The organism is Nitrospina gracilis 3/211, from assembly GCF_000341545.2.
Lineage (GTDB): Bacteria > Nitrospinota > Nitrospinia > Nitrospinales > Nitrospinaceae > Nitrospina > Nitrospina gracilis.
The window spans coordinates 1,197,564-1,224,232 of record NZ_HG422173.1 but is presented as its reverse complement, the minus strand read 5'-3'; the positions used below and the strand labels follow the sequence as shown (position 1 = coordinate 1,224,232).

The 26,669-nt window shown below is 57.6% G+C and carries 23 protein-coding genes and 2 tRNA genes; 19 read left to right on the top strand and 6 right to left on the bottom strand.

Features of this window, described 5'->3' with window-relative positions; genetic code table 11:
* Nucleotides 1–60 precede the first annotated feature (60 nt).
* The 4 genes from dapA to TX82_RS05830 form a co-directional block, all read right to left on the bottom strand.
* Complete coding sequence (dapA, locus tag TX82_RS05845) at nt 61–936, bottom strand: 4-hydroxy-tetrahydrodipicolinate synthase (protein WP_005008016.1); 876 nt, start codon at nt 934–936, stop codon at nt 61–63.
* A gap of 27 nt (nt 937–963) precedes the next feature.
* Nucleotides 964–1,773 carry a diaminopimelate epimerase gene (dapF, locus tag TX82_RS05840; RefSeq protein WP_005008013.1) on the bottom strand — a complete coding sequence of 270 codons (810 nt, stop codon included), beginning with the start codon at nt 1,771–1,773 and terminating at the stop codon, nt 964–966.
* A 219-nt stretch (nt 1,774–1,992) separates the two neighbouring features.
* Nucleotides 1,993–2,265 (bottom strand): hypothetical protein, encoded by a 273-nt coding sequence (locus tag TX82_RS05835; protein WP_005008011.1) that lies wholly within the window; start codon nt 2,263–2,265, stop codon nt 1,993–1,995.
* A 62-nt stretch (nt 2,266–2,327) separates the two neighbouring features.
* Nucleotides 2,328–4,142, bottom strand: a complete 1,815-nt coding sequence (locus tag TX82_RS05830; protein WP_005008009.1) for a B12-binding domain-containing radical SAM protein — start codon at nt 4,140–4,142, stop codon at nt 2,328–2,330.
* A 431-nt stretch (nt 4,143–4,573) separates the two neighbouring features.
* Between TX82_RS05830 and TX82_RS05825 the strand changes: the two genes are divergently transcribed.
* From TX82_RS05825 to yihA, 10 genes are all read left to right on the top strand, one after another.
* Nucleotides 4,574–6,763 (top strand): NHL domain-containing protein, encoded by a 2,190-nt coding sequence (locus tag TX82_RS05825; protein WP_005008007.1) that lies wholly within the window; start codon nt 4,574–4,576, stop codon nt 6,761–6,763.
* A gap of 94 nt (nt 6,764–6,857) precedes the next feature.
* Nucleotides 6,858–7,367, top strand: coding sequence for a nuclear transport factor 2 family protein (locus TX82_RS05820; protein ID WP_005008005.1), 510 nt, complete (start codon nt 6,858–6,860; stop codon nt 7,365–7,367).
* Nucleotides 7,368–7,440: 73 nt separating this feature from the next.
* Nucleotides 7,441–9,546 (top strand): glycogen debranching protein GlgX, encoded by a 2,106-nt coding sequence (glgX, locus tag TX82_RS05815; protein WP_005008003.1) that lies wholly within the window; start codon nt 7,441–7,443, stop codon nt 9,544–9,546.
* A 79-nt stretch (nt 9,547–9,625) separates the two neighbouring features.
* Nucleotides 9,626–9,943, top strand: a complete 318-nt coding sequence (locus tag TX82_RS05810) for an Hpt domain-containing protein (RefSeq protein ID WP_005008002.1) — start codon at nt 9,626–9,628, stop codon at nt 9,941–9,943.
* 82 nt (nt 9,944–10,025) lie between these two features.
* Nucleotides 10,026–12,104: a hypothetical protein gene (locus TX82_RS05805; RefSeq protein ID WP_005008001.1), complete on the top strand. Its 2,079-nt coding sequence runs from the start codon at nt 10,026–10,028 to the stop codon at nt 12,102–12,104.
* 7 nt (nt 12,105–12,111) lie between these two features.
* The gene (locus TX82_RS05800; RefSeq protein WP_005008000.1) at nt 12,112–15,042 is read left to right on the top strand and encodes a hypothetical protein; all 2,931 of its coding nucleotides are present in this window, start codon (nt 12,112–12,114) and stop codon (nt 15,040–15,042) included.
* A 5-nt stretch (nt 15,043–15,047) separates the two neighbouring features.
* Nucleotides 15,048–15,734, top strand: a complete 687-nt coding sequence (locus TX82_RS05795) for a c-type cytochrome (protein ID WP_084603974.1) — start codon at nt 15,048–15,050, stop codon at nt 15,732–15,734.
* 77 nt (nt 15,735–15,811) lie between these two features.
* Nucleotides 15,812–16,231, top strand: a complete 420-nt coding sequence (locus tag TX82_RS05790; RefSeq protein WP_144079099.1) for a c-type cytochrome — start codon at nt 15,812–15,814, stop codon at nt 16,229–16,231.
* A gap of 153 nt (nt 16,232–16,384) precedes the next feature.
* The gene (locus tag TX82_RS05785) at nt 16,385–17,680 is read left to right on the top strand and encodes a DUF1015 domain-containing protein (protein ID WP_005007995.1); all 1,296 of its coding nucleotides are present in this window, start codon (nt 16,385–16,387) and stop codon (nt 17,678–17,680) included.
* Complete coding sequence (gene yihA / locus TX82_RS05780) at nt 17,677–18,288, top strand: ribosome biogenesis GTP-binding protein YihA/YsxC (protein ID WP_005007992.1); 612 nt, start codon at nt 17,677–17,679, stop codon at nt 18,286–18,288. Before TX82_RS05785 ends, yihA begins: the two co-directional genes overlap by 4 nt.
* A gap of 48 nt (nt 18,289–18,336) precedes the next feature.
* Here the strand turns inward: yihA and TX82_RS05775 are convergent, their stop codons facing one another.
* Nucleotides 18,337–18,663 carry a (2Fe-2S) ferredoxin domain-containing protein gene (locus tag TX82_RS05775; protein ID WP_005007988.1) on the bottom strand — a complete coding sequence of 109 codons (327 nt, stop codon included), beginning with the start codon at nt 18,661–18,663 and terminating at the stop codon, nt 18,337–18,339.
* A gap of 236 nt (nt 18,664–18,899) precedes the next feature.
* On the opposite strand from TX82_RS05775, the gene TX82_RS05770 reads away from it, so the two are divergent.
* The 5 genes from TX82_RS05770 to ilvB all read left to right on the top strand — a co-directional run bounded on the left by TX82_RS05770 (nt 18,900) and on the right by ilvB (nt 24,096).
* The gene (locus TX82_RS05770) at nt 18,900–19,805 is read left to right on the top strand and encodes an aminoglycoside phosphotransferase family protein (RefSeq protein ID WP_042250650.1); all 906 of its coding nucleotides are present in this window, start codon (nt 18,900–18,902) and stop codon (nt 19,803–19,805) included.
* Complete coding sequence (locus TX82_RS05765) at nt 19,748–19,972, top strand: hypothetical protein (protein ID WP_144079098.1); 225 nt, start codon at nt 19,748–19,750, stop codon at nt 19,970–19,972. Before TX82_RS05770 ends, TX82_RS05765 begins: the two co-directional genes overlap by 58 nt.
* A 16-nt stretch (nt 19,973–19,988) precedes the next feature.
* Nucleotides 19,989–21,092 carry an LPS export ABC transporter permease LptG gene (lptG, locus tag TX82_RS05760; RefSeq protein ID WP_005007987.1) on the top strand — a complete coding sequence of 368 codons (1,104 nt, stop codon included), beginning with the start codon at nt 19,989–19,991 and terminating at the stop codon, nt 21,090–21,092.
* Nucleotides 21,093–21,103: 11 nt separating this feature from the next.
* Nucleotides 21,104–22,042, top strand: a complete 939-nt coding sequence (locus tag TX82_RS05755) for a Ppx/GppA phosphatase family protein (protein ID WP_005007986.1) — start codon at nt 21,104–21,106, stop codon at nt 22,040–22,042.
* 254 nt (nt 22,043–22,296) lie between these two features.
* Nucleotides 22,297–24,096, top strand: coding sequence for a biosynthetic-type acetolactate synthase large subunit (ilvB, locus tag TX82_RS05750; RefSeq protein ID WP_005007985.1), 1,800 nt, complete (start codon nt 22,297–22,299; stop codon nt 24,094–24,096).
* A 79-nt stretch (nt 24,097–24,175) separates the two neighbouring features.
* On the opposite strand, the gene TX82_RS05745 is transcribed toward ilvB, so the two are convergent.
* On the bottom strand, nt 24,176–25,054 hold the full coding sequence (locus TX82_RS05745; protein WP_005007983.1) for an MBL fold metallo-hydrolase: 879 nt from the start codon (nt 25,052–25,054) through the stop codon (nt 24,176–24,178).
* A 99-nt stretch (nt 25,055–25,153) separates the two neighbouring features.
* On the opposite strand from TX82_RS05745, the gene TX82_RS05740 reads away from it, so the two are divergent.
* From TX82_RS05740 to TX82_RS05725, 4 genes are all read left to right on the top strand, one after another.
* Nucleotides 25,154–25,627, top strand: coding sequence for a ClpXP protease specificity-enhancing factor SspB (locus TX82_RS05740; RefSeq protein WP_042251978.1), 474 nt, complete (start codon nt 25,154–25,156; stop codon nt 25,625–25,627).
* A 150-nt stretch (nt 25,628–25,777) separates the two neighbouring features.
* Nucleotides 25,778–25,853: transfer RNA gene (locus TX82_RS05735), tRNA-His, on the top strand.
* 8 nt (nt 25,854–25,861) lie between these two features.
* Nucleotides 25,862–25,938, top strand: a tRNA-Arg gene (locus TX82_RS05730).
* Nucleotides 25,939–26,003: 65 nt separating this feature from the next.
* A complete protein-coding gene (locus TX82_RS05725; protein WP_005007979.1) occupies nt 26,004–26,654 on the top strand; it encodes a Spy/CpxP family protein refolding chaperone in 651 nt (216 codons plus the stop codon).
* The last annotated feature ends 15 nt before the right edge of the window (nt 26,655–26,669 follow it).

The window sequence follows — 26,669 nt, the reverse complement described above, 5'->3', positions numbered from 1 at the left end:
TTGGACAACAACCTCCCGCGCCTTTGCAAGCGGAATCCGGGAGATGCGAGGGACGCGCTGTTAAAGGAGGGAGTACTGCTTCAAGGTGGTTTTCAGCCGCTCCATGTGTTCGCTGGACAGCTTCGCCAGAGGCGGGCGCAACTCATCCGAGATCATGCCCATCAGCCACAACGCTGCCTTCACCGGCACCGGATTGGTGTCCATAAACAGGGCGTCGTTGAGCGCCATGAGTTCGTAGTGCAATTGCCGAGCGGTTTTCATATCGGCGTTCACGGAGCTTTGGCAGAGCGCCGCCATCTTTTCCGGCACCACGTTGGCGGTGACGGAAATCACGCCCTTGCCGCCGACCGCAAGGATCGGCCACAGCAGGCCGTCGTCACCGGACAGCACAACGAAATCATCACCGCAACGCTCCACCACTTCGCTGATCTGCATCAGGTCGCCGGAGGCTTCCTTGATGCCGACGATGTTTTTGTTCTCCTTGGCCAGCCGCTCCACCGTCGGCGGAAGCATGTTGACGGAGGTGCGTCCCGGAACATTGTAGAGGATGATCGGCAGGTTCGTCTCTTTCGCCACGGCGGTGAAATGCTGGTACAGCCCTTCCTGCGACGGCTTGTTGTAGTACGGGGTGATGAGAAGCGATCCGTCGGCACCGATCTCCTCGGCGTGCCGGGTGAGCTCAATCGCCTCGGCGGTGGAGTTGGAACCGGTACCCGCCAGCACCGGGATTTTGCCCTTGCACACCTCGACCGCCTGCCGGATCACCTGATGGTGCTCTTCGTGGGTCAGGGTGGCGGACTCGCCGGTGGTGCCGCAGGGCACCACGCCCTGGGTTCCGCGGTCGATATGGAACTGGAGCAGTTTCTCAAATGCCTGCTCATCCACCCGGCCGTTTCTGAACGGCGTGACGATGGCGACGAGGGAGCCTTCAAACATGTTGGATTCCGTAGGGTTGAGGTTGGATCAGAGTTCGACGATGGTTCCTTCGAACGTCAGCTTGGTCAGGCCTTCCAGGAACACCGTGGGCAAACCATTGTCATTGGGCTCGATATGCACTTTCAACACTTCTCCCCCGCGGGTCTCGACCTCTACGGGCGACGGGATCTCGAACCGTTTGGATGCGATGAGTGCGGAGGCCACCACCCCGGTACCGCAGGCGAGCGTTTCCCCCTCGACCCCACGCTCGTAGGTGCGGACCTTCAGCCCGCCGTTCTGCCTTTGCACCAGGTCGACGTTGGTGCCTGCCGGGGCGAACACGGTGTGGTACCGGATGTTCCGGCCAACCGTGGTCACGTCTTCTTTCTCCACGTCCTCGGAGAAAACGATGGCGTGCGGCACACCGGTGTTGACGCTGTCCACCTTGTAGTGGACCCCTTCAAATTCAATATCCAGCCCTTCCTGCAAATGCTCCGGCGGGGTCAGTTTGACTTTCACCAGCGGACCGTTGACCTCCGCGCTGATGATTCCCGCCACGGTTTCGAACGAGTGCGATTGAGGGGCGATGCCTTTCTCAAACGCGTAACGCGCCACACAGCGGCCACCATTGCCGCACATCTCCGCGGACGAGCCATCGCTGTTGTAGAAATCCCACTTGTAGTCGGCGCGGTCCGTGTTTTCGATGAAGATCACCCCGTCTGCGCCGACGGAGTCCTTCACGCGGCAGACTTTTTCCACAAAATCGCGCTTGATGGTATCCGCCACCACGCCGTCGCGGTTGTCTATAATGACAAAGTCGTTGCCGCTTCCACTCATTTTGGTGAAGGGGATGTTCATAGGGAAACCTTGCAAAAGAATTGTTTCATTTAGGATGCAGGTACTGCCACGAAGGATTCAATCCGGTGGGAGCAAGGGGAGTTTAGCACACGGCCGGGGGAGGAATCAAACAACCGGCAGACGCCCGTTCGCGAACCGTCCGACTCCTGCCGAGTCGGGCAATCCGCATGGAACCCGGCTTGGGGGGGCCGGGTTCCACACTCTATTTCTGACCCGCGCTCAGTCGTTTTTCTGCGTGACGCGCTTCAACGCTTCCACCAGCACGGGCCGGCGGTCCTCCACGTCCGGTTTTTCCTGCTGGTAAAAATTGAGCACGCAGTTGATATATGAAATCGATCCTTCAGGCCAACCAAGGGAAAGGCAGCCGGTTCCATACTTATTTTTGATTTTCCGCGCTTCGCCCATTGAGTTGTCCACGTCTTCCGGGTTGACCGGCGCCGTGGCGCATCCCACCATTCCCAGAAACAAAACCGCACAAATCCAGTGTCTCATGTGCCCTCGCTTTCCTCTTTCAATATAGAGAACGTTGTTGGTGATCCCGGTGAGGTTCCGTTCTATACCATGCCGACGGGGTTGTTGTAAACGGCGGGACGCTGGTCGGGGCGGACGTGCAGTTGCGTGAGTTCGTTGGTTCCGAAGCGGTCCACGTACAAAAAGATGTACTCCCGCACCGCCGTGCGCAGATCCCATTTGGGATCGTGGTCGCGTTCAAACTCGTCGAACACTTCCAGCGCCTCCTGGATGCTCAATCCCTCATCGACAGTGAAGTAATAATCGAGAGCCAGATCCCATTCCGGATTCTTGTATGCCGTCAGGCCGTACTTTTCAGGCTCCATGGCCACCGGACTGAACCGGCCCAGAACAAAGGTCATGAATCCCAGGGAGTGGATGTGCTCGCGGTTTTCATGGCAGAAACGCTTGCTGTCCTCAGCCTCTTCGGGTTTTTCTCCGGGAAAGCCGAAAAAGCCCATGATGTGGTTCCAGATGCCGAACTTCGACGACATGCGCAGGTTGGTGCGGATGGCATCCAGGTTCGTCGCCTTGTCCATGAGGTCGAGGACCCGCTTGTTGCCGGACTCGTAGCCGAAATGCAGATAGCGGCACCCGGATTCCGCCGCAACCCGCCACACCTCCTCATCCAACAGGGTTTCCTCGAAGCGCATGTGGGTTGTCCACGCAATGTCGATCTTGTTATCTATGAGGGACCTCGACAACTTGCGGAACAGGGCTGGCGGGTACGATTCGTCGGTGAAATGGAAATGTCGGTTGCCGTATTTGTTCTGAAGAAATCGAATCTCCTCGGTGATCTGACCGATTTGCTTGGTCCGATAGCCTTCGACGTACCCCTGGAAGTGATCGCAGAAAGTGCACTTGCCCCAGTAACAGCCGCGTGTGGCCAGGTACGGCAGGATGAGTCGCGGCACGAAGTATTTCTCCAGCGGCAGGCCGTCGAAATCCGGCGGCGGCAGCTTGTCCATGTCCTCCGCAAACACATCCTTGTTTTTCTGCAGGCCGTGTTCGGTGCGGCAGATGAGGTTGGGCAGGTGGGTGAGGTCGGTTTCGCCCGCCTCCAGCGCATTGACCAGTTTCAGAAACGCGCTTTCTCCTTCATACAGTACCGCTGTATCCACGAACTGGAACAGGCCGCCCTTTTCCATGAGCGCGTCGCGCAGCCGGGTGACGATGTTGCCGCCGATGGTGATGTGCGTGTTGGGAGCCTGCTCCTTGATCAGCTTTGCGAACGTAAACGTGGAGATGAGTTGCTTCTGCTGGACGATGGAGATGCCCACCACGTCCGGCTTTTCCTGCTCGATAACATCAGCGAGTAGGAACCGGTACACATCGCGATATACATTGATTTGAGTGTCGTCGAGCGCTTCCAGGATTTCCGACGACATGAACGGTTTGTAAACCAGTTCCGTTTCGATGGGCGGGAAGCAGATTTGAGCCGGATAATAGCCGAGGCTGATGTAGGCCATCGTCGTATGCAGGATGTGGGTCGCCCATTCCAGCTTGTCGATGTCGTAAAAATCCTCACACCGAAGAATACGCTTGGCCTCGGTCACGTCGCGAATGAGGGCCTGCAAGCTGGGTTCGTCCCACACCTCCAACTGGCGGCGAAGTTCCCCTTCCTCTTGGTCCAGGCCGCGCTGGTCGGCCACCACCTGCAGGTGGCGGAGTTCAAAATCGATGCGGTTCTGCACGTGTCGCAGGAAACGTTCACTGAACATGAGATCGTACATGTCCACATTGATGTCGCGCTGGATAACCTCATGCCCGGCCGGGCGCAGGACGGATGTCAGGGCGGGCAGGCTGAGGTACGGCTCCGAGGGAAGCCAGTCCGGTGGAAATATAAGAAGTACTTTCATAATACGTTAAGCTTTCTTCTTACCTTAAATATTCATACAGATATGCCTTGTTTCGCGTGAAATTCATCATATCATTTTTCCAGAACCGATCCCATGCTTTCCGCAACTTTTGATCCGCAGTGAGGATTACGCTGACCCTGCCTGCGCAAACCCCACAAATTCCGTTGACATCAGGGGGCGGCTCCGTATAATCCGTTAAAATTCCAATATTCAAGAGAGTTACAGGATTTGCGCCCGGGTTGGATGGGGGCCACTCCCCAGAAAACAGACGGGCATTTTAATCTTGAGAATCTCTTAATCCGGTGCAACATTCACCGGTCGGCCAAACAGGAATTTGAGGGGTGCCCTCGGGCGCCGGGAAAGTGATACTCTGGGTCATTACTCAAAAAGAAGGACCCCCTCGGGTCCGTAATTTCAAAACGAGGTTTTGCATGACACCAACACTCCGAACCGCCTTTTATGCCGGCCTGTGTATGCTGGCAGCCGTTTTTCTGATGCCTCCTGCGGGAGAGGCGAAAATCGGCAAGCCCCGGAAGGCCACCAACGTTTCCATTTCGCTGGTCGATGGAATCGCGGTGGCACCAAACGGGGATGTTTATATCTCCCGCCGCTCACATAACATCGTGAGCAAGATCGATCAAAATGGAATGCTCACCAACGTGGTGGGAACCGGCGTATCCGGCTACAGCGGCGACGGCGGCCCGGCCACAGAGGCGACGCTGAAAGTTCCGGCGGGTCTCACCTTCGACAAGGAAGGCAACCTCTACGTTGCCGACCGCGAAAACCACGTTGTACGCAAGGTGGACACCAACGGCATCATCACCACCTTTGCCGGAACGGGAAAAGCAGGCTACAGCGGGGACAAGGGTCCCGCCACCCAGGCCAAACTGAACCTGCCATCGGATATGACGGTGGATCACAAGGGCAACCTGTTCATTTCCGACCGATCGAACAACGTGATCCGGAAAGTGGATCCCAGCGGCACAATCACCACCTACGCCGGAACGGGCAATGAAGGCTACAACGGCGACAACATGCCCGCTCTCCGCACCAACCTGGACAAACCCTTCGGGCTGGCGGTGGACAAGCACGGCAACCTGTACATTGCCGACCGCGGTAACAACCGCATCCGCAAGGTGGACGCAGGGTCCGGACTGATGAGCACCATCGGGGGCGACGGCGGCTTTTTCTTCATCGGGGACAACGGCCCCGCCTATCGGGCGAGCATCGCGGGCCCGACGGACGTGGCCGTTGACGATGAAGGAAACGTGTACGTCGCCGACCGCAACAACAACCGCATCCGCAAAATCAACACGCTGGGCATGATCCGCACCGTCATGGGAACGGGCCAGCAGGATTACAACGGCGACGCGGAAGTGGCGCGTGAAACCAACTTGCATTTGCCCTTTGCCATCACGCTCGACAACAACGGCGACCTGCTGGTGGTGGATCGCTCGCATTACCGCATCCGCAAGATGCACCAGAAGGGAAGCCGGGTGGAGACCATTGCCGGCAACGGTGTGAAGAACTTCGCGGGCGACAACGGTCCCGCCACCGGTGCCAACCTGGAGTTCCCGCATGGGATCGTGGTGGACAAGCAGGACAATGTCATCTTCGCGGATAAGGGGCATTACCGCATCCGCCAGATCGATCCGGAAGGCATCATCACCACCGTCGTGGGCAACGGCATCCGCGGCAACATCGGGGACAACGGCCCGGCGCTGGAAGCTTCGGTGTTTCCCACCATCCTGGAATTGAACCACAAGGATGAAATCTTCTTTTTGAGTCCCAGCGGCTTCGTCAGCCTCATCCGCAAGGTCGATAACAACGGCATCATCAGCCTGTTGATTTCCACCGGCGACCAGGACTACCAGGAGGCGGTCATGACCGCCGGATATACGGGCCGGTCGTCGCATTCGGAGATCACCATCATTACCCAGTTCTCCGGTCTGGCGTTTGACAAGAAAGGAAACCTGTACGTTTCCGACCGCATCAATCACCAGATCCGCAAGGTGACACCCGAAGGCAAAATCATCACCATAGCCGGAAATGGCAGTTCCGATTACACCGGCGACGGTGGTCCGGCGAAGGACGCATCCTTCCGGGATCCACAGTCACTGACCATGGACAAGGAAGGCAACCTCTACATCGGAGACACCGCCAACAACGTGATCCGCAAGATCGATAAAAACGGCATCGTCACCACTTACGCCGGCAACGGCAACCACGAGCACAGTGGCGACGGCGGTCCGGCATTGAAAGCCGGCTTCATGTCGATAGGCGATATCGTCTTCAGTCCTTCAGGTGAACTGCACGTTGTCGAACCCGGCAATCACACGGTCCGCAAGATAACGCGCGACGGCAAAGTCGAGCTTGTTGCCGGGCGGCCCGGGGTTCAGGGATTGTTTGGCGACGGCGGCAAGGCGACGGAAGCCATGCTCAAACAACCGGCATGCATTGCTTTCGATTCCAAGGGCAACATGTACATCACCGACATGGGCAACAACCGCATCCGCAAGGTGGACACCAACGGCATCATCACCACTCTTGCAGGACGCGGCAGCTTCGGCTGGGGATATGAGGGGGAAGAGGTCAACATCTACTTCCAAAACTTCCCGTGACGCCCACCGCAATCGAAACCGGATTGCGGAACGCGGAATAACGAATCCAATTCATTCATAAATTTAAAAAGTGACTACTTGGGAGACATTTCTCATGAAACGATATAATCGCCTTCTTCCCCTGCTCGTAACCGGGGTATTCTGGATCGTGACCGCCGGCCAGGCGTTCGCGGCGGATACCGATGCGTTGACCAACGTGCTCAAAAAGGTGGACCAGGTGGTATGCACCCAGCCCCGGCAGATATTCAATTTCTATTCGGCGGACATGGTCATCATCAACGATGACAAGCGCATCCTGCCCGAAAACCGGATCAAGGATTACGAAGTGATGATCTCGGAACTGCAGGGTCTGAAATGCGAACAGAACCGCACCGTGCTGGCTGGCAACGCCGGCGAAAAGGTCGGTTTCCTGCTGGTGGACGAGCTGATCAGCGTCACTTCCCGACTCAGCACGGACGAACGCCAGCACAGCGTCTGCACCTACGTATTCAACAAGAACAGCGGACAGTGGAAAATCACGCATGAGCACTGTTCCAGCCTGCCGGACTACACCATCGTGCCGGGAGATGACGCATTGTATTATTTCCACAATCCGGTGTACTGACGGAGATCCCGCACGGGCGGCCCGCTGATGAACCTCTGGGTCGCCCGTGCGGAACCTTCGGCGGGAGCACGTCATGACCGGTTCACCCCACATCCCGCCCTCACAGGGAGCCGTGCCCTCCACGGAGGGAGTTCACTTCGCTTTATTCTCGGAGCACGCCAGGCAGGTGGAATTGTGCCTGTTTGAATCGGACAAAACCGCCACCGAAACCCGCCGCCTTCACATGGACCGCGGACCGGACCACCTCTGGACCCGTTGGGTGCCAGATCTCAAGCCCGGTTGCCTGTATGGTTTTCGGGTGTTCGGTCCCTACGCACCGGACCAGGGACACCGGTTCAACCCCTCCAAGGTTCTAGCCGACCCTTACGGTCGCCTGCTGGGACGCATGCCCAAATGGAACCGCCGCTGGCACAGCCTGTCTTCCGGACTGAAAGAAGAATCCGTTTCCAATATGAGGCCCGACGGCGCGGATAACGCCGACTGCGCCCCGCTCTGCCGTGTGGTGGACCCGGAATTCGACTGGCAGGGCGACCGCCTGCCCAACACGCCGTGGGCGGAAACCATCCTCTACGAGACCCACGTTAAGGGGTTCACCCGCCAGCATCCGGACATCCCGCCGTCCCTGCGCGGCACTTTCGCCGGACTGGCCAGCGAACCCGCCATCGCACACCTGAAATCCCTCGGCGTCACCGCCGTCGAATTGTTGCCCGTTCACCAGGGCGCGGAGGAACAGCGGCTGGTACATAGCCAGCTCACCAATTACTGGAACTACAACTCGCTTCTGTTTTTCGCACCGGACCTGCGTCTCGCCGCGACCGGCGACCCCATCCGCGAATTCAGGGAGATGGTGCTTAGCCTGCATGAAGCCGGGCTGGAGGTGATTCTCGACGTGGTGTACAATCACACCGTGGAAGGTGACGCCCGCGGCCCCACGCTCTGTTTCCGCGGTATCGACAACCGCACCTACTACCGGCTCGACCCCGAAAATCCCGCGCAGTACGAAAACATCACCGGCTGCGGCAACACGATGAACTTCTCTCACGCGCAGGTACGCCAGCTCGCCCTCGACAGCCTGCGTTACTGGGTCACCGACATGCACGTCGATGGCTTCCGTTTCGACCTTGGGGTGGTGCTGGGCCGGGATGAAAACGGCTTCTCTACCGATGCGGCGTTCTTCCAGGCGGTGCACGCCGACCCGGTGCTCTCGCAGGTCAAGCTCATCGCCGAGCCGTGGGACCTGGGTCACGAAGGCTACCAGGTGGCGCGGTTTCCCGACGGCTGGTCGGAGTGGAACGACCAGTACCGCCAGACCGCGCGCCGGTTCTGGCTGGGCGCTCCGGACCACGTGGGACTCATGGCGCGGCGGCTGGCCGGCAGCGGCGATTTCTACCAGCCGCAGAACCGCCCGCCGCGAACCTCCGTCAATTACATCACCTGCCACGACGGTTTCACGCTTCAAGACCTGGTCAGCTACCAACGCAAACACAACGAGGCCAACGGCGAGCACAACCGGGACGGCAACAACGACAACGCCAGTTGCAACCACGGTATCGAAGGAGCCACCCGGAAACCCGAAATCCTGAAACGGCGGACACGCCACATGAAAAACCTGATGGCCACCCTCCTTCTCTCGCTCGGTACGCCCATGATTTCCGGCGGCGACGAACTGCGCCGCACCCAGCGCGGGAACAACAATGCCTATTGTCAGGACAACAGCACCAGCTGGTATGACTGGCATCTCGACCACGGCAAACAGGAGTTTCTGGAGTTCACCCGAAGGCTCATCCAGCTTCGCAAGTCCTCTCCCATATTCCAGCGGGACCGGTTTTTGACTGGGGAAACCGACCCTGACTCGGGACTCAAAGACGTCGCGTGGCTGAAACCGGATGGTACGGAAATGGAGGAAACGGACTGGCACGACCCGGAAATGCGGACTCTCGCCTGCCTTTTCACCTGTCCCAATGTGAATCAAACGCTCCTGGCACGGGGTTCCATCCTGCTCCTCATGAACGCGGACCGGGAGGAGTGCCTGTGGAATCTGCCTTCCCTGCCCCTCGATGGAAACTGGGAGGTCCTTCTAAATACCGAAACCATTGAAAACCGTCTGCAAACCTTGCATCCGGCAGACACCCTGTATCCCCTTGCCGCACACACGCTGGCCGTATTGCAATGGAATTGAGTTTTTTCCCGTGGAACCGGTTGAAAACCCCGCGTGAAATTCATTAGGATAAGTGTTTCAACGTTTTGGAAGTGAGTTCATGAACCAGCCCAACCCATCGCCGGAGAAAATTCCGGTCCTCATTCCTAAAGAGTTGAGCCCCCTCATCCCCGGTTACCTTGACGACCGTCGGCAGGATGTGGAACGAATGCGGGCATTCCTGGAGCAGAACGACTTCGCCACCTTGAAGAACCTCGCACACATGATCAAGGGATCGGGTGCCAGCTACGGATTTGAGGAGTTGAGTTATTTAGGTGAGGTGCTGGAGACCGCCGCCGACAACGAACCGGAAAAAATCAAACCCACTCTGGAACGCATGGTTCGGTATCTCGACAACGTGGAGATTGAATACGTATGAAGCGGTTCCCTCCCTTTTTGAAAAAGCCGCCTGTCCTTCGCCATCCCTTGGCCCGGCGCCACCTTCATATACGGGGACGCTGGTGACTGCACTTCGCAACTGGATCTGGATTGTGGCCATGGCCCTGACCACTGCAATTCTGCCCGTACCCAGCGGTACCGCTTCCAACACCACGGACGCGAAACCGGTGGCCTGGAACCCCATGCAATCCATCGCACCGAACCAGGAAACCTGCCTGCAATGCCACAACGGCATTGAGCCGGCAAGTCGGTCGCATCCACTCAAACTCGGTTGCACGGCCTGTCATGGGGGCGATGCCACAGCCACAGCAAAAGAGAACGCACACGCCACACTCGTTTATGATCCGGACGCGGGAACGGGGAAACGCAACCCCTCCTCCCTGAAGGTGGTTCATTTGAGTTGCGGCCAGGCACAATGCCACTCCGGGTTTGCTGACGACAGCCGCAACTGGGCGGATCACGTGAGAAAATCGCCGATGGGCACACTGGCCGGAATGATTGCCGGTCTGCGCTTTCAATGGTCGGGGCAAACCGGCAAGGAGGCGAAATTCGGCATCTATGCAGTGGAAGATGAGGACGGCAACACGCCCCTCGATCGGGGCGCGGTGGAAAAACTCCTGCGCCTGCCCTACTTCGCCAAAAAAACCGTGCGCCGCAACCCTCCGACCGAGGAAACCGGCGACGCGGTGCTGCTGTCCAACCACTTTGCCGACCTGCTTCTGCGCGACCGGTGTTTTTCGTGCCACCTGGATGCCCCGGCACCGGAAGGGGTGTTCCGCTCACAGGGTTGCGCTGCCTGCCATTCCCGTTATAACGAAACCGGATTGTATGCGGGTGACGATCCCACCATCCCGAAGGACGAACCGGGACATCCGGCCTCGCATGCAATGACCGTATTGCCTACGGAACAGGTGTGCACGCAGTGCCACAGTCAGTTTGAAACAGACGCGCCTTTGGCTTTCCAAACCGGATTCAATGGCCAGCGCCGGCACTTCCATTTCACCGGAACCGGTCAGCCGGTGGAAGACGTTCATCGCAAGTCAGGCATGGAATGCATCGATTGCCATACGGCGTTCGATGTGATGGGGGACGGCAACATTTATTCTCGCCAGCACCAGGCTGTGGAAATCCGGTGCACCACCTGCCACGGCACGGAGTCGGCCTACCCGGAGACCGCAAAAATCGAATCTGAAAACGACCCCGCCCTGCGCCTGAGCCGGCATTACCAAGGATTCCAGAACCAGGTCGGCGACGAGATGGTGCTCACCGCTCACGGCAATAAAATGACCAACGTGAAAAAAATCGGCAAGCGTTTCGTCTTTTTCAGCAAACGCACAGCCAAGCAGATCCCCATTCCGCAAGCGGCGTGGAAACGAAGCGCCCACACCCTGCCGGGACACGAGGGAAAGTTGGAGTGCACCACCTGCCACGCCACGTGGGTGCCACAGTGCCAGGGATGCCACATCACGTACGATCAGGCGGCCTATGAAAAAGGAAAGAATCCATGGGGATCGGGTCCGTCCCACCCCACCGGCTGGACCCAGCCCCGCCTCATGAAAGGGCCCCGTGGCAAGATCGCACCCGCAATGGATCAGCCACATCATTCGCTCACCGTGCTCGACGGACAGGGCCATCCCCTTCCCGTCATTAATGAGGAAGGAGACAAGGAAGGCGAATATAATGAGTGGCAATTCACGAACCCACTGGGATACTCTGGGTCCACTCTGATGTACGCCGCGCAGCCGCATTCGGTAACGAAATCCGTGCGTTCCTGCTCAAGCTGTCACCTGTCGCCGGAGTCTCTCGGCCTGGGAGAAGGCGAACTGAAAATCCAGGGCCATTCCTCTGGCGAGGACGACGCATACAACTTTCTTGTGTTGACGGATCTCAAGACATTGAAGAGTCATTTGGGGCCCTCTGCCGCCGTGACCATCCGCGGGGAACCGGTAGCAGGGACGGGCCAGCCCAACGCCCGGCCGCTCAACCAGTCGGAGATCCTTCGCACCCTGCGCGTGGGCAATTGCATTCCCTGTCACGATGCGTATGATGATCCGGTTTACCGGAACCTGGGAAAAAGTTATGAATTTGAAAAAAAGATCCAGCACCGCCGACTGCGCGACCGGATTCTGAACCAACGCTGAAACCGATATGACTTTTTTCAAACGAACAGTCTGGATCGCCGCCTTTCTGGCCCTGCCCGCCTTTCTGTTGATCCCGAACCTGCAGGCCCAGATGGTTTCGCCTTTCGGCACAGAACCGTCTAAAGAAAAGAAAGAGGAACCGGACCTCGGGTTTTCTCCCGCCGTGCCGGGCGGCCACCTGTTTGGCCCGGACGAGGGATTTCAACCGCCGCAGGAAGAAACCCCGACGCAGGAACCGACCCAGACCCCGCCACCGCCCGCGTCCAGCGAACCGTTCTTACCGGGGGAGGAGACCACCCCGTGGAACCCTTTTGCAACGCAACCGGAAACCCCGCCGGAGCCGCAACCCGAGCCGCGACCGTTTTTTGGCAAACCCAAAACCGAAACAGCCGAACCGGAAACGCACAGCACGGAACCGGAACCCACAGTCACGTTTGAAAAAAAGATGGTGCTCATTCCACCCCTTGCCTCGGACATCCCGCTCTCTGCCGACGATTTCCGCGATCCATTTTTTCTTATCCGCAACAAACGCGAGTCGTCGCAGGAAGTGCTGAAACCGGGGACCACGCTGGACGGCATCCGTTTCAACTCGTATGCGGAGAGTAACGGGTTCATTGAAAATTTTTACCGCGACTCCAACTTCCGCCTGCGTGACGTTTTCGGCCGGATCGAGCTTGTCAATATCGAGGGGGGATGCCTCACCTGCCACCGGGGTATTGAGGAGATCAGCGAGAATCACCGCTTCGACTGCACCACCTGCCACAACGGGAACGAACGCGGCCAGACGCCGGAGCAGGCACACACGGGCATGATCCCGAACCCATCTTCCCTCGAGCACGCGCCCAATGCCTGCGGCAAGTGCCACGCGGAACAGGTCGAACAGGTAAACAAATCCATCATGGCGAATCCGCGGGGCCTGGTGGAAACCACACGCTATGCCTGGGGTCATTCACCGTTCAACGACTCCAAAGGCGGCGGCAAAGAGCCCAAGCCATGGACGTTTGAAGACACAGGCCACCGCGCCGACGACTTTCTCAAGAAAAAATGCATGCGCTGTCATTTGCAGTCGCCCGCACCGCATCGCGCGGGGGATTACCGTGCGACGGGCTGCGCCGCCTGCCACATGATCTACACCAACGACGGCGTGACTTTGAGCCGCGATCGCGCCATCCAGAAGGTGCAGAAGGAAGACATCCGCAAAAATGGTTCGCGGTTTGCCTATCGGTACGGATCGACCCCACTCGAAAACCGACGGGGCTATCCCCTGGTCCACAAGTTCACCGTCGCCGTGCCCAGCGTGCAGTGTGAGCATTGCCACAACAACAACGGCGTCGGCAACGAATTCGAAGGTCTGTTTGGCAAACCTGCGCGGCCGAAAACGTCGCATGCCGACGTGCTGGCGGACCAACCCGTCCTGCACGGACGCCAGCATGAGTTCCTGATTCCCGACATCCATCGTGAAAAAGGCATGCACTGCATCGACTGTCACGGTGCGGGCGACCTGAAAGCCGATGCCACGACAAATCCGACCATGCACAGCGCCGTCACCATCCGTTGCCAGACCTGCCACGGCGTGCATCACAAACCGCCGGAAGGATACAAACTGGTGGAAGCGGATGAAAAGGCACAGAAACTATTAAAGTCCAACCAGCTGAATCCCAACCTCATGACCAAGATCGAGATGGGCGACGTGGTGATGCTGGACGGACAGGGGAATCCCCTGCCGCACATCAAGCAGGAGGACGGCAAATGGGTGCTGTTCTCCAAGGTCACCGGCAAGAAACACGTCATCCCGGTCCTCGACGAATTGAAATCCGTCCCACTGGCGCACCGCGTCACCGAACACCTGACCCGGGTCGAATGTGCCGCCTGCCACGCGCGCTGGTCGGCAAACGAGTGGGGCCTGCATGCCATCCGCGAACCGGGACTGGAGCCGGGCAAATGGAACGAATGGAACTTTGCCGATCCGGTTCTGCAACAACGCTTCACCGCGCCAGATTTCAAAACAGGTGCGGCCGAAGAACCGCAGGAGACCTCAACCGATCCCGGAATGCTCGACTGGACAAAGGCAAGGCAAACGTCGAAAGGCGTTGAAGGCACCTGGAAGGAAGGAGTGTGGGTGAACCTCGTTACCGAATCCGGCTGGAGCGAACCCATGCTGGGCACCGACCGCCGTGGAAGAGTGATCGTCGTGCAACCGCGTTACCAGTATTTCATCACCGACCTTCTTGAGAAGGGCGACCAGCGCAGTCAGGCGGAGGTGCCCATCACCACTGACGGCAAACCGGGCCTGGTGTGGACCCCCCACACGCCTCACACCATCCGCTCCACGGCGCGCAATTGCGAATCCTGCCACCAGAACTCCGTCGCTACCGGGCTGGGTGAGCCGCAACTGCACAGGGTGGAAGACGCAAACGGGTTCATGCAGGCGTTGAAAAAAGAAAACCGCGTCCTTCCAGAGTTCCAGATCAAGCAGACCGTCACTCCGAATGGCCGGGCGCTTCAAACTGTGGTGCCCGATGCGAATTTCCTCGACAAAAAACTTCTCGACTCACTCAACGGCATGACTGAACGCTACCGCGGCTGGTATTACACCGACCTCAAATCGCGCGGGCTGGGACGCCTGCTTGTACGCGAGGTGTATCCCTTCGACAGCCGTCATGAACTGAATGAGAAAAAATTCGGAAAGCCCGCAGGGGATGAAGACCTGGTGCTGTATTACGACCTGAACGAGAATCGCGTCAAATCCGAAGAACGCATGCAGCCACCGGAAGACATGCAGACCCCGCCGCCGGGTCCGGGACCGGAAGCGGTGGAGGAAGTGACGCCGCCTGCGGAATCGTTCCCCACCTTCCCCTTCGGCTCGGAGCCGACCCCGGAATTCACGCCCGAACCGGAAACCAGTCCGCTGCGTGTCATTCCGCCGCCGATCGAGTGAAAATAATGTATAGACACCGCTGGCAGACCTGTATGTTGTACTGGATGGGGGCGATCCTTTTTCTGCTCACCGCCCTCGGCCCTGCGTTCGCCGATGAGGCTTTGTTCGAACAGAAAAAGTGCGGCACTTGTCATCGACTTTCGGCGGACGAGCCAGCGGAAACACATCCCGCACCCGACCTGTTTTACGCCGGGGACAAATACCAACATGCGTGGCTCATCGAATACCTGCAAAACCCGGAGATCGTCCGTAAGATGGGGCATCCTCGCGACCCGGGGTTTCTGAAAGGCGAACCGGAATTCAAAGGGCCGCACATGTCCGTCAGTAAGCAGGAGGCGGAATCGCTGGCCTCGTTTCTTATCGCGCAGAGGCTGAAGAAGCTGGAGCCGTTGTCGCTCGATCTCAAGCCACTGGCGCGCGGTGAGCGGGTGCGCGCCAAGATGCTGTTCGAAAGGGACCACAGCTGCATCGCCTGCCACGAAAGCTACAACCTGGCGAGGCAGCCGCGCGGGGGAGTGTCGGGTCCGTCACTCATCAATGCGGGAAACCGCCTGCAACCCGGGTGGGTTTACCGCTGGCTGAAAAACCCCAAACAATTCACTGAGAAAAGCCGCATGCCGGTTTATGAATTGGACGAAACCCAATTGAAACTGATGACGCGCTACGTTATGTCTCACAAGAAGGGTGAATGAGGATGCGTGACCGGCTCTTCAGATCCAGGCGTGGACAATTCACCCATCCCCTTGTGCTCATACTGGTGATTGCGTTCATGCTTTCCGCCTGCGGCGACGATGCGTCCAAGACCGAATCATCCCAGCCCAAACCGCCGGTAGCTCAGACCCCTCCTCCAGCGATGCAACCGGAACCACCAAAAACCGTCCGCTCCTATCCCGTCACTGAAGAGACCCGTGCCACGTACCAGTATTACTGCACGCAGTGTCACGGCCTGAAAGGAAAGGGCGACGGCATCAATGCGCGCCATGTTGTGGTGCCGCCGCGTGACCACACGAAAGCGGTATACCTGGAAAGTCGTTCCGACGAACAATTGTTTCACGCCATCAAGCATGGGGGTCTTTCCACCGGCCGGGCCCCGTGCATGCCTGCATGGGGAAGCACTTTCGATGACGCGATGATCCACTCCCTCGTCAGCTACATCCGTGAGTTGTGCGAGTGCGAAGGACTGACCTGAACCCGAACTCCACTCCACGTTTCCAAGTAGCAATTGTCTCATTCCGGCAAAGAGCGTAGAATGAGTTTTGTTTCCGTCGCCCGCTTCGGCGTAAATTATATTGCCCGAACTGACTACCCATATTGTTTTCAACCCGATTTCCAGGACCGCGTTATGGTTGATGTCGCTCCCTTCACCGGACTGCTATACGATGAACGGAATGCCGGGCCGCTGGCCGATCTTGTCGCGCCGCCCTATGACGTCATCACTCCCGATCAGCAGGACGATCTGTACCGCCGGAGTCCGTACAATGTGGTCCGCCTGATTCTGGGCAAGCAATGCAGTCAGGATACCGAAACCGATAACCGCTACACCCGATCGGCCAAAGACTTCGCCGACTGGCAGGCAAGGGGTATTTTGAGGGAAGACGACCGGCCGGGATTTTACGTTTACTCCCAGGAGTACACCTACAACGGCCGGCCGTACAACCGCTACGGATTTTTCGCACGCGTTCTTCTGGAAGAGTTCAGCAAGGGCAACATCTGCCCGCACGAATTCACGCTGGCTAAAGCAAAAGAAGACCGCGCCAAACTGATCCGCGCCTGCAAGGCCAATTTCAGCGCCGTGTTCGGCCTGTATTCCGATCCCGAACGCACCGTAGACGGCTCACTTGAAGTGGTCATGCAGTCGGAACCACTGGCGGTGATCGAGGAAGACGGCGTGACGCACCGGTTCTGGAAGCTCACCGAACCCACAACGCTCGCCCTGATTGCGGAACAGTTCGAGAATAAAAAGGTATACATCGCGGACGGTCATCACCGTTATGAAACCGCGCTCGCCTACCATCAGGAAAACGGCGGACCCGGGAGCGACTCGGCGCACGTGTTGATGTTCCTCACCAACATGGAAAACGACGCCCTCGCCATCTATCCCATCCATCGGCAGATCAAATCGCCGGAACCGTTTGACCGCGATGCCTTCCTCAAAAAACTGGAGCCCTATTTTCACATTCAATCCTTCCCGAAAAATGCTTCTGCCAGTGTAATGATTGCTACATTGGAAGAAGTTGGGCATCAAGGGATCGCTTTCTGCGCGTATTTGGGTAACGGCAATGCGGCATTACTTAAACTGAAGGATATCGATGCCGTGGTTCCATACATGAACGCTGATGACGCGGAGCCGCTTAAAGTGCTCGATGTATTTCAACTGCATACCCTGGTGCTGAAACACCTTTTGAGCATAGACAGCACACGTCCGGAACATCAGCAGTACATCACCTACAATGTCCGGGCGAAGGAATCGATTCAAAACGTGGAAAAAGGCGAGTTCGACCTCGCGTTCTTCATGAACGCAACCCGCATCGACCAGGTGCGGAGCCTCGCCGAGCAAGGCGTGCGGCTCCCCCAAAAAGCCACTTACTTCTATCCCAAACTGCTCTCCGGATTGGTGATCAACCGTTTCAAATCATGAAAATCGTCAAGGCCGAATTCATCACCGGGGCGGTGTCCCGCAAACAGTTTCCCAACCAGCCGCTTCCCGAAATCGCGTTCATCGGGCGGTCCAACGTGGGCAAGTCGTCGCTCATCAATTCGCTGGTCAACCGCAAAAAACTGGTGAAGACCAGCGCCACGCCGGGAAAAACGCAGATGATCAACTTTTTCAACATCAACGACGTGTGGATGCTGGCGGACCTGCCGGGTTACGGCTTCGCCAAAGTGCCGCCGCAGGTGCAGAAGAAATGGCAGGTGCTGATTGAGGACTACCTGCAGGAACGCGAACGTCTGGAGAGCGTGGTGCTGATCGTGGACATTCGCCGGAAACCGACGGAGCTGGACCTGGTCATGCGGGACTGGCTGGAGGACGCGGGGCTGGACTACGTTGTGGTCGCCACCAAGTCGGACAAACTGTCGCAGACGGAGAGAAAACAGCAGATGGCCAAAATCAAAAAAGAATTTGGCGGTGACGGGGTTCGCACGGTGCTCATGTATTCCAGCAAGAACAACCACGGCCGGAAGGAATTGTGGAACCACTTTTCAAACCGCAGAAAAAAAGAGGAAGCCCAACCCGCCGAGGAGTGAGCTTCCCCTTTTTATTTGCTTGTTGATACCAGCGTCAACGAAAGCGGATCAGCCCCACATCTCGTCGGGAATTTCCAGACGCTCGATCTTTTTGCCGTTCATGATGTGGGATTCGAGTATCTCGTCCACGTCGTCCGGCTTGACGCCCTTGTACCAGACTCCGTCCGGGTACACAACCACCACCGGCCCCATGGAACAGGGTCCCATGCATCCCGTGGTGGTGAGCATGGCTTTGCCAAACAAATTTTTCTGTTCGATGCCCATTCCGATTTTTTCAAAGACTTCCATGGCTCCGTTTTCGCCGCAGGAACCCCGGGGATGTCCCGGAGGGCGCTGGTTCGTACAGACCAGGATGTGATATGCAGGTTTCGGCATTGTTCTCCTCCGTAAAAAATTCAAGGGACCCGCAGGTCCCATTTATGATGCGACTGGATAGGGTTCGTTTTGGAATTCTATAAGGAAATCTTCCAAAATACCGTGGGCAGGGTGGCTTTCCCTCTTTTACCCGCCCCGGGGCCTCATTGTCTCCGGCCAAACGGGCTGGTAGTATACTATAATTGCGCAAAGTTCCAAACCGAACCTGTATTCACAGGCCATAATCGACCAATCCAATGAATTCCAAAACCGCAACCAGCCCTTCCGCCGAGCCGCGTTTCAACCTGCCCTACCTGGCCAAAACGCTGGGGGGCCTGTTCGGGCAATCAGTTGCCGGGGTGGAGGCCACACCGTTGCAGGGCGATGCATCCACCCGCCGTTACTTTCGCCTGCATCCACATTACCGTTCGCGCGGACGCGGACCGGACTCACTTATCCTGATGCAGTTGCCGGAACCCTTTCCCGGCGAAAAATACGATTTCGTCCTGGTCCAGAAATTTCTGGAAGCCCTGAACGTGCCGGTGCCGCATCTTTACCATTATGACGTGGCACAGGGATTCGTCTTTTTACAGGACTGTGGCGATATCACGCTGGAGCACCAGCTTCAAGACAGCGACGAAGGCGAGCGCCGCGCCTGGTACCGGCAGGCGGTAGACATGCTGGCCGACATGCAGTTCCGCGCGACGCAACGCATCCGGCCGGACTGTCCGGCGTATCACCTGCGTTTCGACACAGCCAAACTGATGTCGGAGATGGACTTCATGATCGAACACTACATCGAAGGCCTGTTGAGATTGAAATTGAACGACACCGTATGGAATGCATTGCAGCACCACCTGCAGCGTCTGTGCTCCGAACTCGACCGGCAACCGCTGCACTTCACCCACAGGGATTTTCACAGCCGCAATCTGATGGTGTACGACGAAGGATTGGTAATGCTCGATTTCCAAGATGCACGCATGGGCCCCAGCCAGTACGACCTCGCATCCCTTCTCCGCGACTCGTACCACATCCTGCCGGAGGAATTTGTGAGCGACATGGTGACCCGCTTCATCAGCCTGAAAAAACAAAAGGAAAAGGGGATGTGGATGCAGACGAATACCGGCGCGTTTTCGATTTGGTGTCCATTCAACGCAACCTGAAAGCCATCGGCACCTTCGCCTACCAGAAACACGTTGTTGGCAACGACCGATATGAACCTTGTATTGCTCCGACCCTGAACTACGTCCGCACCACCCTTGAGCGCCACGACGATTTGAAGGGCCTGCGCCACGCATTGGAGTCGGCGATCCCGGAGCTTTCCGCCTGACTCTTTCCGCACCCTTATGAAAATCCTGAAACATTACATCCTGGCCCAGTTCCTGAAGACGTACCTGTTGATGGTCGTCGCCATGGTCGGCGTGTTTCTGGTGATCGACGCCTTCGAACGGCTCGATGAATTCGTCACCAAGCACGGTACGTTCTGGGATTTTGTTCTTTATTTCCTTTACAAAATTCCATTCATCCTGTCTTACATGGCACCCCAGGCGATCCTGCTGGCGACGGTGGTGACGTTGGTGGGACTGGCCCGTAACAACGAACTGACTGCCATGCGCGCCTGCGGTATCAGCTTGACAGGAATCACACAACCGATCCTGAGCACTTCACTCATCATCGCGCTGGGGCTGGTCTTCCTCAACGAGTTCGTGACCCCCAAAACCAGCGAAAACATGAATTATATTTTTTACGTGAAAGTGCGCGGCCACGAAAACCTGCACCAGGCTTCGCACCAGAATTTATGGTTGAGGTCGCCCAACGGTTCCATCTGGAACATGGAAACCTTCGATCCGGTTAACAACGTGATGTATGATGTCAGCCTGTTTTACTATGATCGCGAACACCCCGTTATGCGGCAGCGCATCGACGCGCAAAAAGTTTCGTGGACCGGGGACCAGTGGGTATTCGAAAAGGGGGCGATGCGGTTTTTCTCTCCGGGTGGTCTCGACAAAACCCAGTTTTTTGAAACACAGGTATTTCCTGTCATGGAAAAACCGGAAGATTTCAACAAGGTCCAGAAACGTCCGGAAGAGATGAGTGCACGTGAGATGTACCAGAATATCCTGATCAAGGAATCGGAAGGATTCGATACGGCCAGAAACCGCGTCGACCTGCACCACAAGCTGTCGTATCCGTTCATCAGCGTGGTGCTGGCGTTGGTTGGTATTCCGCTTTCCATTCGTTCCAGCAGGCGGGGTGGGCTTCTATTCTGCATCGGCATCAGTCTTGCCATCGGGTTCCTGTTTTTCTTTTTCTATGCCACGTCCATTTCGCTGGGGCAGAAAGGCACCTTCTCTCCCCTCCTGGCGGCGTGGGGTCCGTGCCTGCTGTTCATCACCGTCGGACTTTACCTTCTGCTTACGCTCGACAGCGAAAAAGTACTTCCCATATAAAGAGACCCTTCATGAATCACTTTGCGTCGATTGACATCGGTTCCAACACCATCCGCCTGCTCGTCATGCAGGTCAACGGACAGGGCGAGTTTCATGAAGTGGACTCGGAGCGTGCCATCACGCGGCTGGGCGAAGGCATCCACTCAGAAAAAAAGCTCCTGCCGCACCGGATCGACCTCGCCCTGGACACTCTGCGCGGGTTTCAGGAGCGTTGCCGGAAGTACGGCGACGTGCCAATGAAACTCGTCGCCACCAGCGCCGTACGCGAAGCCACAAACAAGGATGAATTCGTGAACCGCGCGAAAGACGAACTGGGCCTCATGATCGACGTCATTCCATGGGAGGAAGAGGCGCGGTTGACCCTGGCCGGGGTGTTCTGGAAACTGCCGGAAGAGGACCGCCCGATGGTGACGTTCGACATTGGCGGCGGCAGCACCGAATTCATCTATTCCCGGGGTCGCAGGGTGGAGGCGGTAGCGGGCACGTCGCTCGGTGTCGTCCGCCTCACCGAACGGTTTCTCACCCAGCACCCTGTCGCAGAAACCGAATACCAACCCCTGCGCGCCTTTTTGGCTGACGAGCTGGCTGACGTATCGCGAAAACTGGGATCGCCCAAACCCGAGGTTCTGGTGGGCACCGCGGGTACGGTGACGACCCTGGCTGCCATCCGCGACGACATCTACCCGTACGATCCGGAACGCATCCACGGCATGCACCTGCCACTTTCAGACGTCGAACGCCTGAACGACGACCTGAAGGCGAAATCCATCGAAGAGCGCCGGCAAATCCGCACGCTGGAGGAAGGACGCGAGGACCTCATCATCGCCGGCACCGCCATCCTGCTTGAAACCATGCGCGCTTTCGGATGCGAAACCCTGACCGTCAGCGAATACAGCCTGCGGGAAGGGGTGCTGATCGACGCCTTTCGCGACCGGGCCGGGGCGGGTTGAGTGAGGACATCCTCTGAATTCCGGCCTGTGGGTTATAAAAATTTCCTCCCCCACGCGGTGGGGCAAAAAAAATTTGATAGGTTGCGGTTGAACACGTTATAAAAGAGTATCCGGAGCCGAATCCCGTCATCACCATCCACAGCTCAGCAGGTCACTTTTCCTGCCCGGTTTGCGCCCGGAGATTGGGTTGACAAGCCCCGGCCTATAGGCTAAGGTTTCAACTTATCTTATTAATTTTTAACAAGTTATAAGCCATGTCGCGCACACGTCCGTCCACAGCAAAAAAAGTCGTCAACATCGACCGCAAAAAAGATCTCGCCAGCCCTCCGATGAAAGGACGGGACATCCTCGTCAAAGCTCTGGAAAACGAAGGTGTGGACACGGTGTTCGGTTATCCCGGCGGCGCGTCAATGGAAATCCACCAGGCGCTGACGCTTACCAAGAAGATCCGCCACGTTCTGCCCCGCCACGAGCAGGGGGGTTCGTTTGCCGCGGGCGGTTACGCGCGTGTGACGGGCCGGCCGGGCGTGTGCATCGCCACTTCCGGTCCGGGTGCCACCAACCTGTTGACCGGCATCATGGACGCGAAGATGGATTCCATTCCGCTCGTCGCCATCACGGGCCAGGTTCCGACGCCGGTGATCGGCAGTGACGCGTTTCAGGAAACCGACATCGTCGGCGCTTCGTTCCCGCTGGTCAAACACAGCTACCTGGTACAGGACATCAACGATATTCCCCAGATCATTCACGAAGCGTTTCACATCGCTTCCACGGGACGGCCGGGTCCGGTGCTCGTAGACATCCCCAAAAACATCCAGCAACAGGAAACGATCCCCGATTTCAAGGTCGGGCTGGACGTTCCGGGTTACCGCCCGAACCTGAAACCTGCGCCGCAACAGGTGAAAAAGGCCATGCACCTGATCAAGGAAGCGCGGCGGCCCATCATTTATGCGGGGGGCGGCATCATCTCCGCGGAAGCCTCGGAGGAACTGCGCAAGTTCGTCAAGAAGACGGGCATTCCCATCACCAACACGGTCATGGGTCTCGGCAGTTTCCCGATGGACGACCCGTTGTCGCTCCACATGCTCGGCATGCACGGCGCGGTGTACGCCAACATCGCCATCAACCACGCCGATCTCGTCATCGCCCTCGGTGTTCGCTTCGACGACCGCGTTACCGGCAAACTCTCGGAGTTCTGCCCCAACGCGAAGTTCATTCACGTGGACATCGACCCATCGGAGATCAACAAGAACATCACCGTCGATGTGCCGATCCAGGGCGACGTCAAGCTGGCGCTCAAAATGATGAACGAACTGGCGGAGAAGAAAAAGGACATGGGGCCCTGGCTGCAACAGGTCCAGGAATGGAAACAGGAGTTTCCGCTGACGTACAAGATGAGCGACAAGGACATCGTGCCGCAACACGTCATCACCGAGCTTCAGCGCATCGCCGGGGACGAGGCGATCGTGTCCGTCGGCGTCGGCCAGCACCAGATGTGGACGGCGCAGTTCTGGCGGTTCAAGCAACCGCGCCAATGGCTGTGTTCTTCCGGTCTCGGCGCGATGGGATTCGGCCTGCCCGCGGCGATGGGCGCAGCGGTGGCGCGGCCGGATGTGCCCGTCATCAACATCGACGGCGACGGATCGTTCCTCATGAACATCCAGGAATTGCAGACCTGCAAGATCGAAAACATTCCGGTGAAAAGCGTCGTCCTCAACAACGCTCACCTCGGCATGGTGGCACAGTGGGAGGATCGTTTTTACAAATCCCTGCGCGGGCACACTTACATCGGCGACGCCGACTTCGCGGAGATCGCCGATGCCTTCGGCATCAAGGGGGAGTCCATCCGCAAGCCGGAGGAAGTCGAACCGGCGCTGAAACGCATGATGAAACATAAGGGACCCTACGTGCTCGACGTCAAGTATCCTTACAACGACAAGAGCCACGGGCATGTTATCCCGATGATCCCGGGTGGCCACACGTACCTCGACACCATTCTCGATACCGATACCAACCTGCGCGATTACTGGGAGAAAAAAGGCATCGACGTTTAAGCCGCGTTCCCGTACAAAAAACAAAACCCCTTTCCCGATCCGGGAAAGGGGTTTTTATTTTTGGCCCAAACCGTTCTTGTCAGGTTTCTCGTTTCGCGGTGTACTCGATGAACGCGCGGCGGATGTTCTCCCTGATCCTCTCGGTGTGCGCCCAATCGCTGTACTTTTCCATCAACCGCGCGGTCACGTTTTCGACCGTTTTATTGAGATCGTATCCTTTGTCGAGTTCGCGGTTGACGTACTGGCGAAGCAGGATCAGGTAGTGCTTCGCCTGGATGATGATCTGCTTGCCGCCGGGACGGCCGTGACCGGGCACGATCAGTTCCGCATCCACGTCTTCCATTTCCTGGAGAGCGTCGATCCACGGATCGATGTAACTGTCACGCGTGTCCGGAATGACCTTGTTGAAAACCAACCCGCCCGCGATGATGGTGCGCCAGGTGGGAAGGTATACATATAAATCGCCATCGGTGTGGCCCGGACCCGGATGCCGCAACTCCAGAAGGTACCCGCCCAGCGTCAGCTCTACCTTCGTATCGAACGCAAGATTGGGATAGGTCAGGTTTTTCAATCCCTCCAACTCGGCCATGGTTTCCATGTTTTTCTGCGCTTTCAGGTGCGCGATGATGGAAGGACACTCCTTGAACGCCGAATTGCCGAGCACACTGTCCTTGTGATGGTGCGTGTTGACCACGTGCGTGATGGGGTTGTCCGTTTTACTGCGGATCTCGCCCAGCAGGTGCTGTCCGCCTTCCGCGGTCATGCGAGTGTTGATCACCATCACGCCCTGATCGGTGATGATGAACGTCGCGTTCGCATCCGGTCCGCCTTCGGAATGAACCGTCCAGATGTGCGGCAGGATTTCGATCGTTTTTTCCTGCGCTTCCACCACGCCGGCCCACGCCAGCCAGATTGCCAGCACCCAACCCGCTCGTTTCCCTAACTTGCTTGCGATCATGATTGTCCTTCTTTTGTATCTGATTGAACTTTCGTTGTGAACGCAAATGGTATCATGATCCGCTTTTCGCCGAAAAAAAATTGTGGTAACTTTGGGGCCATGGAGACGCCTTCCCAGACCAAACAGGAAATGCTGAATCACCTGCTCAGCCAGGGCGACGCCATGGTGTGTCTGGATGCGCGCCAGCCGGATGTCGACGTGCCCAAACAGCACAAGCACAACCCCATGCTGAACCTCGTGCTCAACCTGGGGTTCCGCCGCCCCATCGAAGCGGATGAAAACGGCATCTACGCCACCCTCTCGTTCGGCGGCAGGCCGCACAAGTGCATTATCCCCTTCACCTCCGTGTGGGCCATGTACGATCCCCAAACCAACGAAGGCCAGGTGTGGGAGGAAAGCATCCCGCAGGACATCGACTTGATGGAAGAAATGAGCAAGGCGAAAAAACCGGACACCACGCGGAAAACCACCATCCAGCCGCAAACCCGCCCCGCCGCCAAATCCGCTGAAAAAGACAAGGAAAGCGGCGAAAAACCGAAACGCGACCGCTCGCATCTGCGCGTCATCAAGTGAGAACGCCCCCGCAATCGTGTGGGATGCCGCCTGACCGCCTGTAGGCCCCCGTTTTCAAGCATTTGGCGGGGAATATTTGCTTGTGCGGGCGGAATGAATGGTTTAAACTGCACTCCTTATTTTTATATAATACCCTACATAGACATCATGGTGGGCGTAGCTCAGCTGGTAGAGCACTGGATTGTGGCTCCAGTGGTCGCGGGTTCAAATCCCGTCGCTCACCCCATTTTTTCTGCGCCCGTAGCTCAGCTGGATAGAGTACCGGACTTCGAATCCGTAGGTCGCAGGTTCGAATCCTGCCGGGCGTGCCAATTTGGTTCCAACTTTCCGGACCCAGTCCAGACTGCCTCATAAGTGAGTGAGAAAGGAGTATCCCATGCGCCATTTCGTTTCATCCATTCCCCGTGTTCTCGTTTACGGATTCGCCTTGCCCCTGTTGCTGACCGGGACGGTCACCCTCGCGTCGGCCAGCCCGGAAGAAGGCAGTAAAACCGAAGGCCACACGAAATCGCCGCACGGCTACACCCACGGCTCGCCGCATGGCAAATCCCCGCACGGTTCCGGGTACTCCGGCCATCACGGGAAGGAAGAAGGCAGTGGCAAAGGTTACAGCCACGGTTCGAAAGGGTACGGCCACAGCTACAAAGGCCATCACAAGAAAGGCCACGGCAAGTACGGTCATGGCGGCGGACACCACGGCGCGCGCGATCCGTTCAAGCACCTGCTCAAGTTCGCCAAGCCGCTGGGGCTCACTGAGGATCAGCTGAAAACCATCAGCGACAAGCAGTTCGAGTACCAGAAGAAAAGCGTGCAACTGCATGCCGAGCACCGCATCGCGCACATGGAACTGGAGAAACTGGTACACAGCGGTGAGTTCGATGAAAGTGCCATCCGCAACGTCGGCGAACGCATGAAGACGGTGAAGGCCGCATCGATCCAGTTGATGATCGACGCGAAGATCGCTCTGCTTCAGGTATTGACCGACGAACAGCGCAAGAAGATCGGCGGCCTGCACCACGGCGGTTGACGCGGGAGGCCGCGT

What these genes read in the sequence shown, in the direction of transcription:
- dapA (WP_005008016.1), bottom strand. Translation starts at nt 936, where the DNA reads ATGTTTGAAGGCTCCCTCGTCGCCATCGTCACGCCGTTCAGAAACGGC.
- dapF (WP_005008013.1), bottom strand. Translation starts at nt 1,773, where the DNA reads ATGAACATCCCCTTCACCAAAATGAGTGGAAGCGGCAACGACTTTGTC.
- TX82_RS05835 (WP_005008011.1), bottom strand. Translation starts at nt 2,265, where the DNA reads ATGAGACACTGGATTTGTGCGGTTTTGTTTCTGGGAATGGTGGGATGC.
- TX82_RS05830 (WP_005008009.1), bottom strand. Translation starts at nt 4,142, where the DNA reads ATGAAAGTACTTCTTATATTTCCACCGGACTGGCTTCCCTCGGAGCCG.
- TX82_RS05825 (WP_005008007.1), top strand. Translation starts at nt 4,574, where the DNA reads ATGACACCAACACTCCGAACCGCCTTTTATGCCGGCCTGTGTATGCTG.
- TX82_RS05820 (WP_005008005.1), top strand. Translation starts at nt 6,858, where the DNA reads ATGAAACGATATAATCGCCTTCTTCCCCTGCTCGTAACCGGGGTATTC.
- glgX (WP_005008003.1), top strand. Translation starts at nt 7,441, where the DNA reads ATGACCGGTTCACCCCACATCCCGCCCTCACAGGGAGCCGTGCCCTCC.
- TX82_RS05810 (WP_005008002.1), top strand. Translation starts at nt 9,626, where the DNA reads ATGAACCAGCCCAACCCATCGCCGGAGAAAATTCCGGTCCTCATTCCT.
- TX82_RS05800 (WP_005008000.1), top strand. Translation starts at nt 12,112, where the DNA reads ATGACTTTTTTCAAACGAACAGTCTGGATCGCCGCCTTTCTGGCCCTG.
- TX82_RS05795 (WP_084603974.1), top strand. Translation starts at nt 15,048, where the DNA reads ATGTATAGACACCGCTGGCAGACCTGTATGTTGTACTGGATGGGGGCG.
- TX82_RS05790 (WP_144079099.1), top strand. Translation starts at nt 15,812, where the DNA reads ATGCTTTCCGCCTGCGGCGACGATGCGTCCAAGACCGAATCATCCCAG.
- TX82_RS05785 (WP_005007995.1), top strand. Translation starts at nt 16,385, where the DNA reads ATGGTTGATGTCGCTCCCTTCACCGGACTGCTATACGATGAACGGAAT.
- yihA (WP_005007992.1), top strand. Translation starts at nt 17,677, where the DNA reads ATGAAAATCGTCAAGGCCGAATTCATCACCGGGGCGGTGTCCCGCAAA.
- TX82_RS05775 (WP_005007988.1), bottom strand. Translation starts at nt 18,663, where the DNA reads ATGCCGAAACCTGCATATCACATCCTGGTCTGTACGAACCAGCGCCCT.
- TX82_RS05770 (WP_042250650.1), top strand. Translation starts at nt 18,900, where the DNA reads ATGAATTCCAAAACCGCAACCAGCCCTTCCGCCGAGCCGCGTTTCAAC.
- lptG (WP_005007987.1), top strand. Translation starts at nt 19,989, where the DNA reads ATGAAAATCCTGAAACATTACATCCTGGCCCAGTTCCTGAAGACGTAC.
- TX82_RS05755 (WP_005007986.1), top strand. Translation starts at nt 21,104, where the DNA reads ATGAATCACTTTGCGTCGATTGACATCGGTTCCAACACCATCCGCCTG.
- ilvB (WP_005007985.1), top strand. Translation starts at nt 22,297, where the DNA reads ATGTCGCGCACACGTCCGTCCACAGCAAAAAAAGTCGTCAACATCGAC.
- TX82_RS05745 (WP_005007983.1), bottom strand. Translation starts at nt 25,054, where the DNA reads ATGATCGCAAGCAAGTTAGGGAAACGAGCGGGTTGGGTGCTGGCAATC.
- TX82_RS05740 (WP_042251978.1), top strand. Translation starts at nt 25,154, where the DNA reads ATGGAGACGCCTTCCCAGACCAAACAGGAAATGCTGAATCACCTGCTC.
- TX82_RS05725 (WP_005007979.1), top strand. Translation starts at nt 26,004, where the DNA reads ATGCGCCATTTCGTTTCATCCATTCCCCGTGTTCTCGTTTACGGATTC.